General features: G+C 56.6%; 13 protein-coding genes. 4 read left to right on the top strand and 9 right to left on the bottom strand.

From position 1 onward, the window contains the following. The first annotated feature begins 4 nt into the window (after positions 1 to 4). Positions 5 to 313: an S-type pyocin domain-containing protein gene (locus tag FJD38_RS05625; protein ID WP_122785788.1), complete on the top strand. Its 309-nt coding sequence runs from the start codon at positions 5 to 7 to the stop codon at positions 311 to 313. 209 nt (positions 314 to 522) lie between these two features. After that, the gene (locus FJD38_RS05620; RefSeq protein WP_122785787.1) at positions 523 to 849 is read left to right on the top strand and encodes a hypothetical protein; all 327 of its coding nucleotides are present in this window, start codon (positions 523 to 525) and stop codon (positions 847 to 849) included. A gap of 261 nt (positions 850 to 1,110) precedes the next feature. On the opposite strand, the gene FJD38_RS05615 is transcribed toward FJD38_RS05620, so the two are convergent. The 9 genes from FJD38_RS05615 to FJD38_RS05575 form a co-directional block, all read right to left on the bottom strand. Beyond that, a complete protein-coding gene (locus FJD38_RS05615; RefSeq protein WP_122785786.1) occupies positions 1,111 to 2,079 on the bottom strand; it encodes a peptide ABC transporter ATP-binding protein in 969 nt (322 codons plus the stop codon). Continuing rightward, complete coding sequence (locus FJD38_RS05610) at positions 2,079 to 3,047, bottom strand: ABC transporter ATP-binding protein (protein ID WP_122785785.1); 969 nt, start codon at positions 3,045 to 3,047, stop codon at positions 2,079 to 2,081. Before FJD38_RS05610 ends, FJD38_RS05615 begins: the two co-directional genes overlap by 1 nt. A 10-nt stretch (positions 3,048 to 3,057) precedes the next feature. Next, on the bottom strand, positions 3,058 to 3,969 hold the full coding sequence (locus FJD38_RS05605) for an ABC transporter permease subunit (protein WP_146384289.1): 912 nt from the start codon (positions 3,967 to 3,969) through the stop codon (positions 3,058 to 3,060). 10 nt (positions 3,970 to 3,979) lie between these two features. Next, complete coding sequence (locus FJD38_RS05600) at positions 3,980 to 4,990, bottom strand: ABC transporter permease subunit (RefSeq protein WP_122785783.1); 1,011 nt, start codon at positions 4,988 to 4,990, stop codon at positions 3,980 to 3,982. Between the two features lie 75 nt (positions 4,991 to 5,065). Further along, positions 5,066 to 6,661, bottom strand: coding sequence for an ABC transporter substrate-binding protein (locus tag FJD38_RS05595; protein WP_146384287.1), 1,596 nt, complete (start codon positions 6,659 to 6,661; stop codon positions 5,066 to 5,068). Positions 6,662 to 6,749: 88 nt separating this feature from the next. Continuing rightward, positions 6,750 to 8,117, bottom strand: coding sequence for an OprD family porin (locus tag FJD38_RS05590; protein ID WP_146384285.1), 1,368 nt, complete (start codon positions 8,115 to 8,117; stop codon positions 6,750 to 6,752). 159 nt (positions 8,118 to 8,276) lie between these two features. Next, positions 8,277 to 9,875, bottom strand: coding sequence for an ABC transporter substrate-binding protein (locus FJD38_RS05585; RefSeq protein ID WP_122785780.1), 1,599 nt, complete (start codon positions 9,873 to 9,875; stop codon positions 8,277 to 8,279). 300 nt (positions 9,876 to 10,175) lie between these two features. Then, on the bottom strand, positions 10,176 to 11,801 hold the full coding sequence (locus FJD38_RS05580; protein ID WP_146384283.1) for an ABC transporter substrate-binding protein: 1,626 nt from the start codon (positions 11,799 to 11,801) through the stop codon (positions 10,176 to 10,178). Positions 11,802 to 12,216: 415 nt separating this feature from the next. Beyond that, positions 12,217 to 12,933, bottom strand: a complete 717-nt coding sequence (locus tag FJD38_RS05575) for an SIMPL domain-containing protein (RefSeq protein WP_146384282.1) — start codon at positions 12,931 to 12,933, stop codon at positions 12,217 to 12,219. Positions 12,934 to 13,290: 357 nt separating this feature from the next. Here FJD38_RS05575 and FJD38_RS05570 point away from each other — a divergent pair, with 357 nt between their 5' ends. Next, positions 13,291 to 14,553 (top strand): ATP-binding protein, encoded by a 1,263-nt coding sequence (locus FJD38_RS05570; protein ID WP_122785777.1) that lies wholly within the window; start codon positions 13,291 to 13,293, stop codon positions 14,551 to 14,553. After that, the gene (locus tag FJD38_RS05565; RefSeq protein WP_122785776.1) at positions 14,546 to 15,106 is read left to right on the top strand and encodes a response regulator transcription factor; all 561 of its coding nucleotides are present in this window, start codon (positions 14,546 to 14,548) and stop codon (positions 15,104 to 15,106) included. Before FJD38_RS05570 ends, FJD38_RS05565 begins: the two co-directional genes overlap by 8 nt. Positions 15,107 to 15,147: the final 41 nt, after the last annotated feature.

Here is a 15,147-nt window from a genome sequence, read left to right as displayed (position 1 = left end):
ATGAGTGGCTGAGTATTTCGATGCTTTAACAGGTAGTAAAGCAGTCGAACCTCCTGTCCGTATCATTTCAAAAACTGCCGTAGATGGGCAGTCAGAGGTTCATGTAGCCATAACGGATGGCGCCATCGTGCCCTCGAAGGTCAGGGTTGTAGCGGCCACCTATAACCCCCAACAAAATGTATACAGCGTCACAACCTCTTCTATACCGCCAAGCACGTTAACGTGGACGAATATCGTTAATCCTGAGTACAGTTCTACAGCTTCCCCTGCCGTGCGGCCTGAATGGGGAGTTGGAAACGCTCGTAGCAGTTGACGAGTAGAACGAGGCTACGTTCGACGATGCTATCGTCGCAAACGCTATGTTGCAGCCTCGCAAAGCTCTTGTGCAGCAACATAGAGTTGACGATAAAGCCATGGATTTAGACCGAATGGTTCTAGTGAGACTCCAAGCTTTTGGGCAATAGCGACGTAAAAGGTCTAGGTTTAAACCGAACTTCTCCTATTAACAGGATGGAATTGGCTATGAACCTTTTTCAACGCATCGTGTTGTCGATCAAAGTACTGCTACTGCTCACGATAAGCGCGTCGAGTGCGTGGGCGAGTAATCCTCTAACGCTTCCCGGTGTCGGGGCTTCAACCACGGGTGTGGCCGGGCCGACGGTGCATGCCATTTACAAGTCTGATTCTGAGCCGGGTGATCAAGGCCAGGGCGGCAGCTCGGGGGATGATGATCAGGTCGATGGCGACAGCGGGACGGATGGTGAAGACTCGACCGATGGCGATGGCAAGACTGATCCTGACGAAGATGACAGCGTCGATGACGGTAAATCGAGCGGCGGGCAGTATTGATCGTCAGCAACATAAGCTGAGAATTCCTGCGTAGGAGCTGTCGAGCTCCGCGAGGCTGCGATCGGCGGCAAGGCCGTCGCAAAACTGTACTTGCGTTACATCAGGTACAAAGCAAAGTTTGGATTTGCGGTCTCGGATACACCTTGCTCATAGCACTTGCGACGATTGCATCGTCGAACGCAGCCTCGCGGAGCTCGACAGCTGCTACACGGTTTCTCAGGGCAGGCGCTGCGGCTTATCGACTAAGCCGCAGCATTCCTTTTACATAAACTGTTCCGCGTAATGGCACGCTACCTGGCGGTTGTCGAGCAGGCGCAGCGCCGGTTCGTCTGTGCTGCACAACTCGGTCGCGTACGGGCAGCGCTTGTGGAAAGCGCAGCCCGAGGGCGGGTTTAGCGGGTTGGGCAGCTCGCCGACAATCTTTATTTTCGGTTTGAGCGGGTCCGGGTGGATGGTCGGGGTCGCTGACAGCAGCGCTTGGGTGTAAGGGTGCAACGGGCGGGTGTAGATCTCTTCCTTGGGGCCCATTTCAACCGGGCGACCCAAGTACATCACCAACACGGTATCTGCTACATGGCGCACCACCGCAAGGTTGTGCGAGATAAACACGTAGGCGGTGTTGAACTCTTGCTGCAAGTCCATGAACAGGTTGAGCACCTGTGCCTGAATCGAGACGTCGAGCGCCGAGGTCGGTTCATCGGCCACCAGCACTTTAGGTTGCAGCATCATGGCGCGAGCCAGGGCAATGCGCTGACGTTGGCCGCCAGAGAACATGTGCGGGTAGCGCTGGTAATGCTCAGGGCGCAATCCGACTTGTTTCATCATGGCCTGGACTTTTTCGCGACGTTCGCTGGCGCTCAGGGTGGTGTTGATCAGCAGCGGTTCGGCCAGTTGGTCCCCGACTTTTTGCCGCGGGTTAAGCGACGCGTAAGGGCTTTGGAAGACCATCTGCACGTCTTTGCGCAGTTGCTTGCGCTCGGCTTTGTTGGCCCCGGTCACTTCCTGGCCGGCGATTTTCAATGAGCCGGAAGACGGTTCTTCGATCAGTGTGAGGGCGCGGGCGAGGGTGGACTTGCCACAGCCCGACTCACCCACCACGGCCAATGTTTTACCGGCCTCCAGTTCAAAGGAGACGCCGTTCAGGGCGCGTACCAGAGCGTGGCCTTTGAACAGGCCACGGGACACTTCGTAGTGACGGGTTAGGTCGCGGGCGGTAAGAACGACAGTCATTACGCCACCTCCTGATTCAAGGGGAAGAAGCAGCGCACCTGGCTGTGGGCCTTTGGCTCCAGCGCAGGACGTTGTTGGCGGCAGGTGTCTTGCACATAGGGGCAGCGCGGCGACAGCAGGCAACCATTGGGGCGGTCATAGCGACCGGGAACGATCCCGGGCAATGTGGCCAGACGCTCAGCGCCCATGCTGTGTTCCGGAATTGCCGCCAGCAAGGCTTCGCTGTAAGGGTGGCCCGGTACGTCGAACAAGCCCGGCACCTGGCCGACTTCCACGGCTTGGCCTGCGTACATCACGCAGACTCGCTGGGCGGTTTCGGCCACCACGGCGAGGTCGTGGGTGATCAGCACCAACCCCATGTTTTGCTCGCGTTGCAGGTTGAGCAACAAGTCCATGATCTGGGCTTGAATGGTCACGTCCAGCGCGGTGGTCGGTTCGTCGGCGATCAGCAGCTTGGGTTCGCCGGCAATGGCCATGGCAATCGCAACCCGCTGGCTCATGCCGCCCGACAGTTGGTGCGGGTAGGCATCCATGCGGCTGGACGCGCCGGGGATTTCAACCTTTTCCAACAGTTCGATGGCGCGCTTGCGGGCCTGTTTTTTCGACATGTTGAGGTGCAGGCGTAGAACTTCTTCAATCTGGAAGCCCACGGTGTAGCTGGGGTTCAGTGCGGTCATCGGGTCCTGGAAGACCATCGCCATGTCTTTGCCGACGATTTGCCGACGTTGGCGGGCGCTGAGGGTCAGCATGTTTTTGCCGTCGAAGTTGAGCGCGTCGGCGGTGACGATGCCGGGGTGCTCGATCAGGCCCATCAGCGCCATCATGGTCACGGATTTACCGGACCCCGACTCGCCTACGATGGCCAATACTTCGCCTTTGTCGACCGACAGGCTCAGCCCGTCCACCACCGGCACGGCCGTAGCGTCGCCAAAGCGGACGTTGAGATTCTTGATTTCTAACAGTGACATGGGAATCTCCTCAGGCGGCGTTCTTGAGTTTCGGGTCCAGCGCATCGCGCAGGCCGTCGCCCATCAAGTTGATTGCCAGCACGCTGAGCAAAATGGTCAAACCGGGCAGGCTCACGACCCACCACGCGCGTTCGATGTAGTCGCGGGCAGAGGCCAGCATGGTGCCCCACTCCGGGGTCGGTGGTTGTACGCCAAGGCCCAGAAAGCCCAGTGCGGCGGCGTCGAGAATGGCCGATGAAAAGCTCAAGGTGGCCTGAACGATCAGCGGTGCCATGCAGTTGGGCAGCACGGTGATGAACATCAGGCGCGGCAAGCTGGCGCCGGCCAGGCGGGCGGCGGTCACGTAGTCGCGGTTCAGTTCGCCCATCACGGCAGCGCGGGTCAGACGCACGTAGGAGGGCAATGACACCACGGCAATGGCGATCACGGTGTTGATCAGGCCAGGGCCGAGGATGGCGACAATCGCCACGGCCAGCAGCAAGGACGGCAGGGCCAGCATGATGTCCATCAAGCGCATGATGCTGGGGCCAAGGATGCGCGGGAAGAACCCGGCAAACAGTCCCAGAATCACGCCCGGAATCAGCGAAATGACCACCGATGACAAGCCGATCAGCAGTGACAGGCGTGAGCCTTCGATCAGGCGCGAGAGCAGGTCACGGCCCAGTTCGTCCGTGCCGAGCAGGAACTGCCAGTTGCCACCTTCGAGCCAGACCGGCGGGGTCAACAGGAAGTCGCGGTATTGCTCGCTGGGGTTATGCGGGGCGACCCACGGGGCAAAAATCGCGCAAAACACGATGATGCTCATAAAGATGAGGCCGGCCACGGCGCCTTTGTTTTTCGCGAAGGCGTGCCAGAACTCTTTGTAAGGCGATGGATAAAGCAGGCTTTGATCCACTTCTGTAGCGTTGGTTGGGGTGGTCATGGTCAAGATCTCAGCGCTGGTGACGGATGCGTGGGTTGGCAAAGCCGTAGAGGATGTCCACCACGAAGTTGACCAGAATCACCAGGCAGGCGATTAGCAGGATGCCGTTTTGCACCACGGGATAGTCCCGGGCGCCAATGGCTTCAATCAGCCATTTGCCGATACCGGGCCATGAAAAGATCGTTTCGGTCAGTACGGCACCGGCCAGCAGGGTGCCGACTTGCAGGCCGACAACGGTGAGTACCGGGATCAGCGCATTGCGCAGGCCGTGTACGAACACCACACGGGCGGGCGACAGACCTTTGGCGCGGGCGGTACGGATGTAGTCTTCGCGCAGCACTTCAAGCATGGATGAGCGGGTCATCCGTGCGATCACGGCCAACGGGATAGTGCCTAGCACAATGGCGGGCAGGATCAAGTGATGCAGCGCATCCCAAAAGGCCTCAGGTTCCTCACTGAGCAAGGTATCGATGAGCATGAAGCCCGTTTTTGGCTCGATGTCGTACAGCAGGTCGATGCGTCCGGACACCGGCGTCCAGCCAAGACCGACGGAGAAGAACATGATCAGAATCAACCCCCACCAGAAGATGGGCATTGAATAACCCGCCAGGGAGATCCCCATCACCCCGTGGTCAAACAACGAGCCTCGCTTGAGTGCCGCGATCACACCGGCCAGCAACCCGAGGATGCCGGCGAACAACAGCGCGGCCATCGACAACTCAAGGGTGGCCGGGAACAGGGCGGTAAATTCGGTCCACACGCTTTCACGTGTTCTGAGGGATTCGCCAAGGTCGCCGTGGGCGAGCTTGTCGATGTAGTCAAAGTATTGCTCATACAGCGGTTTGTTCAGGCCCAGACGTTCCATGGCCTGTGCGTGCATTTCGGGGTCGACTCGACGCTCGCCCATCATGACTTCGACCGGGTCGCCGGGAATCATGCGAATCAGGGCGAAGGTCAGCAGGGTGATGCCGAAGAACGTGGGAATCAACAATCCCACTCGGCGGGCAATAAAACTAAACATCGTGTGGTGTACCTCATCAGCCGGTTAGGCAGGTCCGCCAGTGTTCGGGTGAACGCTGGCGGGTGTTTTATTGTTCTACTTCACCTGGGTGGTGGCGAAGTTGTTATTGGTCAGCGGGCTAAGGGTGTAGCCCTCGACGTTTTTGCGCAGGGCAGTGAAGAGCATAGGGTGCACCACATTGATCCAGGGTTGGTCCTGATTGAAAATCACCTGTGCCTGTTCATAGAGTGCGGCCCGTTCAGCGGGTTCACTGATCGTGCGAGCCTTGGTGATCAGGGCCTCGAAGTCCTTGTTGCACCAGCGGGCGTAGTTTTCACCATTTTTAGCGGCTTCACAGCTTAGTAGCGGGGTCAGGAAGTTATCCGGGTCGCCGTTATCGCCGCCCCAACCGGTGGAGACCATATCGTGCTCGCCACTTTTGGCACGCTTGAGCATTTCACCCCATTCCATGACCCGAATATCCAGCTTGATGCCGATTTGCGCCAGATCCGATTGCAAGAGTTGTGCACCCAGCATCGGGTTAGGGTTGGTCGGGCCGCCGCCGTTGCGGGTGAACAGGGTGAAGACTTGCCCTTCAGGTACACCGGCTTCCTTGAGCAGAGCGCGGGCTTTGTCGAGGTCGCGGGGTGGAATCGGGATGTTCTTGTTAAAACCGAGCATCGTAGGCGGATACGGGGTTATTGCTAACAGGGCATTACCGGCGCCGTGAACGGTATTGAGGTAGGTCTGTTTGTCGAAAGCCATGTCGATGGCTTTGCGCACCCGGACGTCGTTCAGATAGGGATGGCTTGAGTTGATGGCGATGTAGCTGGTCATCAGCGCGGCCAGTTCATCGACCTTTAGATTCGCGTCGGTGCGGATATTTTTGACGTCATCGGGCTTGGGGTAAAGCGCGATCTGGCATTCGTTGGCCTTGAGCTTTTGCAGGCGCACATTGCTGTCGGTGGAAATGGCAAAGATCAGCACGTCGCTGGGCGGCTTGCCGCGAAAGTAGTCGGGGTTGGCTTTGAAGCGTACCTGCGCGTCTTTGTTGTAGCGCACGAAGATAAACGGGCCCGTGCCGATCGGCTTGCTGTTCAGCTCGGCTGTTTTGCCGCTTTTGAGCAATTGGTCGGCGTATTCGGCGGAGTAGATCGACGTGAAGGGCATGGCCACGTCACGCAAAAAAGGCGACTCGGCATGGTTGAGCGTTATTTTGACGGTCAGGTCGTCGACTTTTTCGACGCTCTTGAGCAAGTCTTTAAAACCCATGCTTTCGAAATAGGGAAAACCGACCAGCGAAAGCTTGTGCCACGGGTGGTTCGGGTCCAGCTGGCGCTGAAAACTCCAGACCACATCATCGGCATTCAGGGTTCGGGTCGGTTTGAAATAGTCGGTGGTGTGAAATTTCACGTCGGGGCGCAGGTGAAAAGTGTACTCCAGGCCATCCGGGCTGATGTCCCAGCGCTCTGCCAGTGCGGGCACAACATCGGTGGAGCCCGGTGCAAAGTCGACCAGGCGGTTGAGGATGGTTTCAGCCGAAGCATCGGCCGTGACGGCGGTGGTGTATTGAGCGATGTCGAACCCTTCAGGGCTGGCTTCGGTACAGACCACCAGGTTTTTGGCGCTAACACTGACAGCGGTGCTGAGCAGTGCCACGGCCAGGGCAGTGCGTAGTGGACGTTTTTTCATTGCAACCCTCTCCAATTGGTTGAACCAGCGTAACGACTACGGCTGATTCGTCGAATCAGCCGTAGTCTTCAGGGGTGTAAGCGGTGTTTTACAAAATGTTGAATGGAATGGTGGTGACCACGCGGAACTCGTTGATGCTGCCGTCAGCCTGATTTTTGCTGGCGCGGTGTGTGGTGTAGGTGGCGCGAATGGCAGTGGCTTTCAGTGGGCCGCTTTGGATTGCATAGGACGTGCCAACGCTGTACTCGTAGTGTTTTTCACCGTCCATATTGCGCACGTCATAGGCAGTGCCTTTGTAATGAGTGCCGTCGATGTCCCAACCACGGGCGTGGTAAGCGTTGAACTTCAGACCCGGTATGCCGTACTGCGCCATGTTGATGCTGTAGGCCAGTTGCAGCGACTTCTCGTTCGGGCCGTTGAAGTCCGAGAGCAAGGAGTTGGCCAGGTAGATGCCGTTGGTTTCATGCAGGTAGTCGAAGTACTCATCACCCGCAATTTGCTGGAACGACAGGCTGACGGTGTGTGCCTGATGGGTCAGGGCGAAGGCCAGGCTGTACGCATCGTTGTTGATGTTCCCCATGGCCTTGCTGCCGGTGTCGAGGGTCTTGTAGTAGTTGAAGTTGGTGTTCAGGCCCAGCGTGGCGTTGTCACCCATGTCGTGCACGGCGCCGAAGTAGTACTGATTCCAGAAGTCTTCTACGTGGGTGGCGTAGAGCGTGGTTTTCAGGTTTTTGAACGGCTGGTAGTTAAGGCCGGCGACGCTGGCGCGGTCTGTCTCAACCCCGGTGGCGCTGTATTCACTACGAAACTTGCTCAGGCTGGCTTCGGTACGTGGCGACACGCGATCAAACGAACCTGCGTCAAAGGACAGGTTGTTGAATTCTTCGCTGTGCAGCGCCACACCCTGGAAGCTGGAAGGCAGTGCACGGTTGCCAATCACGTCGATGGTCGGGCTGCTGAAGTTCTGTCGGCCTGCGGTCAGTGTGGTGTTGGAGATACGCGCACTGATATTGGCCAGCCCCAGTTTGCTCCACTGGCCCACAGCGTCGCCGTTATGGCGGGTCAGGGTGCGGTTGTTGTCGCCGGCAATGTCATTGATGTCGCGATCCAGTGCAATGGCGTTGTAAGCCGCGAATTGGGTGCTGAACCCGACGGTACCCTGGGTGAACCCCGAGGTGTAGTCCAGGATGGTGCCCTGTACCCAGTTGATCCGGCGCGGGGTGGTTTTTGTTTCACCGTGATCGTTATAGGTAAAGCGACCGTCGCGGCGCTTGAGCTCATTGGCATACCAGTTGCGCGTGGTGCCGCTCAAGGTTTGTTCTTCAACAAAGCCTTTGGTTTCGCTTTGAGCGCTGGCACCGGTTTTCAGTTCGGTGGCAATGAACTCATCGGCATGGGCCATACCGGCCAGGCCGCTGATGGACAAGGCTAACAACGCGCTGCTTGTGACTTTCATGGTTGAGGCTCCTTACTGCTTTTTTTATTGCCGGTCTTTATTGGTTTGACCTGGCTGTTATGGAACTTTGAAGCGTTGCAAACCTGTCCCCGCCCTGCGGCTGCACACCTTCAACCCACCCTCCCAAGGGGCTGGTTGAAGGTGAGCGCAGGGGAGGGGTTATTCCTTGAGGCTGACGCCCGAGAACGCGTTACGTCCAAAAGGGCTGACCGTGAAACCTTCGACGTTGGCCGTAAGCGGCTGGTTGACCGTGGAGTGCGCAATCGGAGTCATGGGCACGTTTTGCTTGATCAGCTGCTGGGCCTGCTTGTACAGCACAGTGCGCTGGTCGCGGTCAGTGATGGTTTTTGCATTTTTGACCAGCGTGTCGTAGGCCTTGTCGCACCACATGGAGTAGTTGTTACCGCCGATGGCGTCGCAGCTGTAGAGGGTGCCGAGCCAGTTGTCCGGATCACCGTTGTCACCGGTCCAGCCAATCAGGCTGATGTCATGTTCGCCATTTTTGGTGCGTTTGATGTACTCGCCCCATTCATAGCTGATGATGTTGACCTTAAGACCAATCTTGCCCCAGTCCGCTTGCAGCATTTCGGCCATCAGCTTGGCGTTCGGGTTGTACGGGCGTTGTACCGGCATGGCCCACAGGTTGATCACCGTGCCTTCTTTGACACCGGCAGCCTTGAGCAACTCCTTGGCTTTTTCAGGGTTGTAGGGGGCGTCTGTGATGGTGTCGTCGTAAGACCACTGGGTGGGCGGCATGGCATTCACGGCTTTTTGCCCCGCGCCCTGATACACCGCTTTGAGAATGGCATCCTTGTTGACGGCCATATCCAGCGCCTGACGTACTGGAAGCTGGTCGAGCGGTTTGTGTTGAACGTTGTAGGCAATGTAACCAAGGTTGAAACCGGGCTTTTCGATGACCTTGATTTTCGGGTCTGCCTTAAGACCGGCAATGTCGGCCGGACGCGGATTGAGCGATACCTGACATTCGTTTTTACGCAGCTTTTGCATGCGTGCCGAGGCATCGACGCTGATCGAGAAAATCAAGTTGTCGAGCTTGACCATGCTGGGATTCCAGTAGTCCTTGTTGGCCGCATAGCGAATGTTCGAATCTTTTTGATAACGCTGAAACACGTATGGGCCAGTGCCGATCGGTCGCTGATTGATATCGCTGGGTTTGCCGGTCTTGAGCAATTGATCGGCATATTCGGCGGACAGAATCGCGGCAAAGCTCATGGCGAGGTTTTGAATGAACGCGGCGTCGACCGAGTTGAGCTTCATCACTACGGTCAGCGGGTCGGTTTTTTCAACGCTGGCGATGTTTTTGTCCAGGCTCATTCCGGTGAAATACGGGAACTCGGTCGGGTAAGCCTTACGGAACGGGTGCTCAGGGTTGAGCATGCGGTTGAACGTGAAGAGCACGTCATCGGCATTGAAATTACGGGTCGGCGTAAACCATTTGGTGGTGTGAAATTTCACATCGTCACGCAAATGAAAGGTCCATGTCAGTCCGTCTTCGGACACGTCCCAGCTTTTTGCCAATGCGGGAATGGCGGCCGTACCGCCTTTCTCGAATTCGGCAAGACGGTTGTAAATGGGTTCTGCCGCGTCGTTGTCGGTGGCGGTGGTGTATTGCGCGGTATCAAAGCCGGCAGGGCTGCCTTCCGAGCAGAAGACCAAGCTGTTGGCGGCGTTTGCGAGCGGGCTTGCGGCCAGAATTCCGGCACTGAGTAATACAGATAAAACCACTGGGTTGCGCATGAAGTTGCCAATCCTTTTTCTTGTTTTTGAGTCTTGCGCGCACGTTTTTGATTGCGCACGAAGGGCTCGGGGCGTCGTTCTCATCAGCTACGGTGTTTTACCTGGCGCAATAGACTGGCTATGCGTCGACGTTAGGGAGTCGACGCATATGAGTAAATGCGGCAGGACTGACAATCGTGTAGGAAATGTCTCTAAGTCCTATAGCCTCTGCTGTAGTACGCAGTGGCTTTAGACTGACGGAAATTTCCGATTGCGAGGGGGTAGGGGGATGCGGCGTTGTCGCCGCATTTACCCTTAACCTTATTTGCTGACGCTCACGCCGTAGAAGGAGTTCAAGGCAAACGGACTGATCTTGAAACCCTCCACTTTTTTGCTCATTGGCTGATACACCGTCGAGTGGGCGATCGGTGTCATGGGCACCTGTTGTTTGATCAGTTGCTGCGCCTCTTGATAAAGCTTTGTGCGCTCAGCAACATCGGTGGTGGCTTTTGCGGCCTTGACCAGTTTGTCGAACTGCGGGTTACACCACTTGGAAAAGTTGTTGCCTTCGATCGCGTCGCAGCCAAACAGGGTGCCCAGCCAGTTGTCCGGGTCACCGTTGTCGCCACTCCAGCCAATCAGCATTGCGCCGTTTTCACCGCCCTTGGAGCGCTTGATGTACTCGCCCCACTCATAGGTCATGATCTTGGCGTTGATGCCGATCTTGGACCAGTCCGATTGCAGCATTTCAGCCATCAGCTTGGCATTCGGGTTGTAGGGGCGTTGAACAGGCATGGCCCACAGTGTGATTTCGGTACCTGGCTTGATGCCGGCTTCCTTGAGCAGCTCTTTGGCTTTCTCAAGGTCGTAAGGGGCATCCTTGATGGTGGTGTCATAGGACCATTGGGTCGGTGGCATGGAACCTACAGCCAGTTGACCGGCACCCTGATAGACCGAGTCGATGATTTGCTGTTTGTTCACGGACATGTCCAGCGCTTGGCGAACCTTGAGCTGAGCCATCGGGTTGGGCTCGTTGCTGCCCTTGATTTTGTCCATCACGTTGTAAGCGATGTAGCCAAGGTTAAAGCCTGCTTGCTGTGGCATTTGCAGCTTCGAATCAGCTTTTAACGCCTCGAGGTCGGCAGGGCGCGGGTAGAGAGTCACCTGACACTCATCCTTTTTCAGCTTTTGCATCCGCACCGACGGGTCAGTGGTGATGGCGAAAATCAGGTTGTCGATCTTGACGTCTTCAGGCTTCCAGTAGTTCTTGTTACCGGTAAAGCGGATGTTCGAATCTTTCTGGTAGCTCTTGAATACAAAAGGGCCGGTGCCCACTGGCTTCTGGTTGATATCAGCCGGATTGCCTTGCTTGAGCAGTTGGTCGGCGTATTCAGCAGACTGGATAGAGGCAAAGCTCATGGCCAGGTTCTGGATAAACGCAGCGTCGACCGTGTTCAGGGTGAATTTGACGGTTTTATCGTCAATCTTTTCCACCTTGGCGATGTTTTTATCCATGCCCATGTCGGTGAAATAAGGGAATTCGCTGGGGTAGGCCTTACGGAACGGCATGTCTTTGTCGAGCATGCGGTTGAAGGTGAACAGCACGTCGTCTGCGTTGAAGTCGCGAGTCGGTTTGAAGTAAGGCGTAGTGTGGAACTTGACCCCGTCACGCAGGTGGAACGTCCAGATCAAGTTGTCCGGCGAAACGTCCCAGCTCGTGGCCAGACCGGGTTCGACGGCGGTGCCGCCGCGCTGGAATTGGCTCAAACGGTTGAACATCGTTTCGGCCGAGGCATCGAAATCTGTACCGGTGGTGTATTGGCCCGGGTCAAAACCGGCAGGGCTGCCTTCGGAGCAATACACCAGGTTTGTTGCCGCCGAGGCAAAAGGTGCACTGGCCAGCAGGCTGGCGCCCACTAACAACGGAATGACCGCGAGTTTAAACATGGAGACCTCATGATTTTTATCGTTTTTGATTTGAGGGCGACCTTATGAGTCGACCTGGCGATACTTATGCACGGCCCGTACCCAATGCAATATGTGTATGAGTGTGCACCCGAAAAAAGTGGAACGTGCGTACAAGAATGTCGCTTATCTATAACTTATGACGCATTTGATCGTTTGCGTCGCGGTTTTCGACTCATTTAGTTACATGCGCGCGACACGCAAGCACGCTCAATGCCCAGCTTTGGTGCGGGGTTGTTACTTATCCAGACTTTTGGCGGGCTTGCATGTAAGTCCATGCTCTAAATGGTGTAAGAATTTTCTAATATTGTTCTTGGGCGCGTCCCACTATTACACCGGGCGTAAAAAAGCCCTTGAAGCGAAACCACTTCAAGGGCTTGGGCAAACGTACGCAGTTTTATTGCATCTGCACTTCAATCACGCCGTCAGCACTCATGCTGACTTCGCTGGTGCCGGCTTCAATTTCGGGAGTAGGTGCCGAGTCCATTGCAGGGGCGGCGGCTTTCATCATCATGGCGCCGCGCATATAGGGTTGCGGGTAGCCATTGGTGTTGAGGTTCAGGCTGACGATTTTGTAACCTTTGCCGCCCAAGGCATCGGTGGCCAGTTGGGCGCGGGCCTTGAAGGCGTTGACCGCATCTTTGAGCAGTGCATCTTCGCTGGTTTTGCGCGTGGCATTGGCCACGGAGAATTGCATATTGCCCATTTTAAGGGTTTGCATCAGTTCGCCGGTCAGCTTGGACAGGGCTGCGAAATCGGTACTTTCCAGGCGTAACTCTGCGCGTTCACGCCAGCCAGTGATTTTCTGGGTTTTGTTGTCGTAAATAGGGAAGCTGTTACGCGACCCCTGTCGCAGGGTCACTTCCTTGACCTGTTTGGCCTGATTCAGGGCGTTGTTCATGGTGGTAGTGATTTCAGCTGCCAGCTTGGCAGAGTCGCTATTTTGCGCTTCGGTGTACAGGGTCACTATCATCAGGTCGCGAGGCACTTCCTGACTGGCCTCGGCACGCAGTGAAACCTGATTGTAGTTAATGCCTTCGGCCAACGCCGGCAGGCTGGCGAATGTGCCGAGGGTCAGAGTCAGAACGGCTGCAGTGCGTTGAAACGTAGACATGGAAGCTCCTTGAATGGGTAAACCTATAAGACTGTAGTGATTGGGCTTCCGTTCGCCCAGTTTACATTTTCACTACAACTGCACTGTGCTCCGTAGCAGCTGCCGAAGGCGGCGTCCGGCGGCGAAGCCGTCGCAATATTAGGCAGCGCGTTTTAACTGTTGTATCGAGATTCGCGGATTTACGATCGCTTCGCAATCGGACGCCGCCTTCGTCAGCTGCTACGAGATGGCGCGGGGGCGGCTAATAGACAAAAATTCAGAAATTACACTGTGGCCCTTTGCCGCACTTGTGACTGTCAGGCCTTCAGCTTGGTTATACTGCGCACGAATCGCCTGCAGTGCTCATCAGGAGAGCTCATGCTCGCCCCCGAACAGTTAGTCTCCGTTACTCGCCAAAATCTCTGGCGCCTTACCATTATCCGAACACTCGTGCTGGCCGCGCAGGCGAGTTCAGTAGGCATTGCCTATCTGTTCGATCTGTTGCCGCTGCCATGGTTTCAGCTATGCCTGACGCTGGCTTTCTCCATGCTGTTGTGTGCATTCACGGCCATCCGGTTACGTACCACATGGCCGGTTACCGAGCTGGAATACGCACTCCAGTTGGCATGCGACCTGTTTATCCACAGTGCCTTGCTGTACTTCTCGGGGGGGTCGACCAACCCGTTTGTCTCGTATTATCTGGTGCCGCTGACCATTGCCGCCGTTACCCTGCCCTGGCGGTTCTCGGTGGTGTTGTCGTGTATCGCACTCACGCTCTACACCTTGTTGCTGGTGCAGTCTTACCCGCTGGACACGATGGCGTTCTTCCGCGAAAAGCTGCAGATCTACGGGATGTGGCTGAGCTTTGCGCTTTCTGCGGGGGTTATTACCTTTTTTGCCGCAAAAATGGCCGAAGAGTTGCGTCGCCAGGAAGAACTGCGCGCATTGCGTCGTGAAGAGGGGTTGCGTGATCAGCAATTGCTGGCGGTCGCGACTCAAGCTGCGGGTGCAGCGCATGAGCTGGGTACACCCTTGTCGACCATGAGCGTGTTGCTCAAAGAGATGCGCAGCGATCACCCCGACCCGGAGTTGCAAGAAGACTTGAGCGTGCTTCAGGATCAGGTCAAGTTGTGCAAGGAGACCTTGCAGCAATTGGTGCGTGCCGCTGAAGCCAATCGCCGTCTGGCCATTGAAGTGCAGGACGTCACCGAGTGGCTGGATGAAGCGCTGCATCGCTGGCACTTGATGCGCCCCGAAGCCACCTATCGCTTTAATTGTCTTGGCCATGCGCCGATACCGCGCATGGCGCCGCCCCCCGATTTGACCCAGGCACTGCTCAATTTGTTGAACAATGCAGCCGACGCGTGCCCCGAAGGGCTTGAGGTGTCCCTGGATTGGGATGCGGTGGATGTCACCATCAATATTCGTGATCATGGCCCCGGGGTTCCGTTGGCCATCGCAGAGCAAATCGGTAAACCTTTTTTTACAACCAAGGGTAAAGGCTTCGGTCTGGGCCTATTCTTGAGCAAAGCCAGCGTGACACGCGCAGGCGGCTCGGTAAAACTCTACAGTCATGAGGATGGCGGCACGCTCACCGAGCTGCGCCTGCCACGTGTCGCCCGAGGAAATGAAAATGAGTGAAGAAATTCAGGTCGAAGAAGAAGAGCTGCCGCATTTGTTGCTGGTAGACGATGACGCCACGTTTACCCGGGTGATGGCCCGCGCCATGTCACGCCGCGGTTTTCGCGTCAGCACTGCCAGTTCGGCAGATGAAGGGCTGGAGCTGGCTCAGCAGGACTTGCCGGACTTTGCCGCGCTGGACCTGAAAATGGACGGCGATTCAGGTCTGGTATTGCTGCCCAAACTGCTGGAACTCGACCCGGAAATGCGCGTGGTCATCCTCACCGGGTATTCGAGTATTGCCACCGCCGTTGAAGCGATCAAACGCGGCGCCTGCAACTACCTGTGCAAGCCAGCCGATGCCGACGACGTGTTGGCGGCCCTGCTGACCGAGCACGCCGACCTGGATTCTCTGGTGCCGGAAAACCCGATGTCGGTGGACCGTTTGCAGTGGGAACATATCCAGCGCGTGCTGGGTGAGCATGAAGGCAATATCTCCGCTACCGCCCGCGCACTGGGCATGCACCGCCGCACCTTGCAGCGCAAGTTGCAAAAGCGCCCGGTCCGACGCTGAACGAGAGCTGTAGCCACTGCCTTGCGAGTTGCAACGCAGTG

It is taken from the genome of Pseudomonas saxonica (assembly GCF_007858365.1).
In the GTDB taxonomy this organism is placed as follows: Bacteria; Pseudomonadota; Gammaproteobacteria; order Pseudomonadales; family Pseudomonadaceae; genus Aquipseudomonas; species Aquipseudomonas saxonica.
This window is presented reverse-complemented; position numbering and strand designations above follow the sequence as displayed.

Excerpts from the sequence above, each read along its gene's own strand:
- FJD38_RS05590 (WP_146384285.1), bottom strand. The coding sequence starts at position 8,117 with ATGAAAGTCACAAGCAGCGCGTTGTTAGCCTTGTCCATCAGCGGCCTG.
- FJD38_RS05580 (WP_146384283.1), bottom strand. The coding sequence starts at position 11,801 with ATGTTTAAACTCGCGGTCATTCCGTTGTTAGTGGGCGCCAGCCTGCTG.
- FJD38_RS05615 (WP_122785786.1), bottom strand. The coding sequence starts at position 2,079 with ATGACTGTCGTTCTTACCGCCCGCGACCTAACCCGTCACTACGAAGTG.
- FJD38_RS05610 (WP_122785785.1), bottom strand. The coding sequence starts at position 3,047 with ATGTCACTGTTAGAAATCAAGAATCTCAACGTCCGCTTTGGCGACGCT.
- FJD38_RS05600 (WP_122785783.1), bottom strand. The coding sequence starts at position 4,990 with ATGTTTAGTTTTATTGCCCGCCGAGTGGGATTGTTGATTCCCACGTTC.
- FJD38_RS05570 (WP_122785777.1), top strand. The coding sequence starts at position 13,291 with ATGCTCGCCCCCGAACAGTTAGTCTCCGTTACTCGCCAAAATCTCTGG.
- FJD38_RS05585 (WP_122785780.1), bottom strand. The coding sequence starts at position 9,875 with ATGCGCAACCCAGTGGTTTTATCTGTATTACTCAGTGCCGGAATTCTG.
- FJD38_RS05595 (WP_146384287.1), bottom strand. The coding sequence starts at position 6,661 with ATGAAAAAACGTCCACTACGCACTGCCCTGGCCGTGGCACTGCTCAGC.
- FJD38_RS05575 (WP_146384282.1), bottom strand. The coding sequence starts at position 12,933 with ATGTCTACGTTTCAACGCACTGCAGCCGTTCTGACTCTGACCCTCGGC.
- FJD38_RS05620 (WP_122785787.1), top strand. The coding sequence starts at position 523 with ATGAACCTTTTTCAACGCATCGTGTTGTCGATCAAAGTACTGCTACTG.
- FJD38_RS05605 (WP_146384289.1), bottom strand. The coding sequence starts at position 3,969 with ATGACCACCCCAACCAACGCTACAGAAGTGGATCAAAGCCTGCTTTAT.
- FJD38_RS05565 (WP_122785776.1), top strand. The coding sequence starts at position 14,546 with ATGAGTGAAGAAATTCAGGTCGAAGAAGAAGAGCTGCCGCATTTGTTG.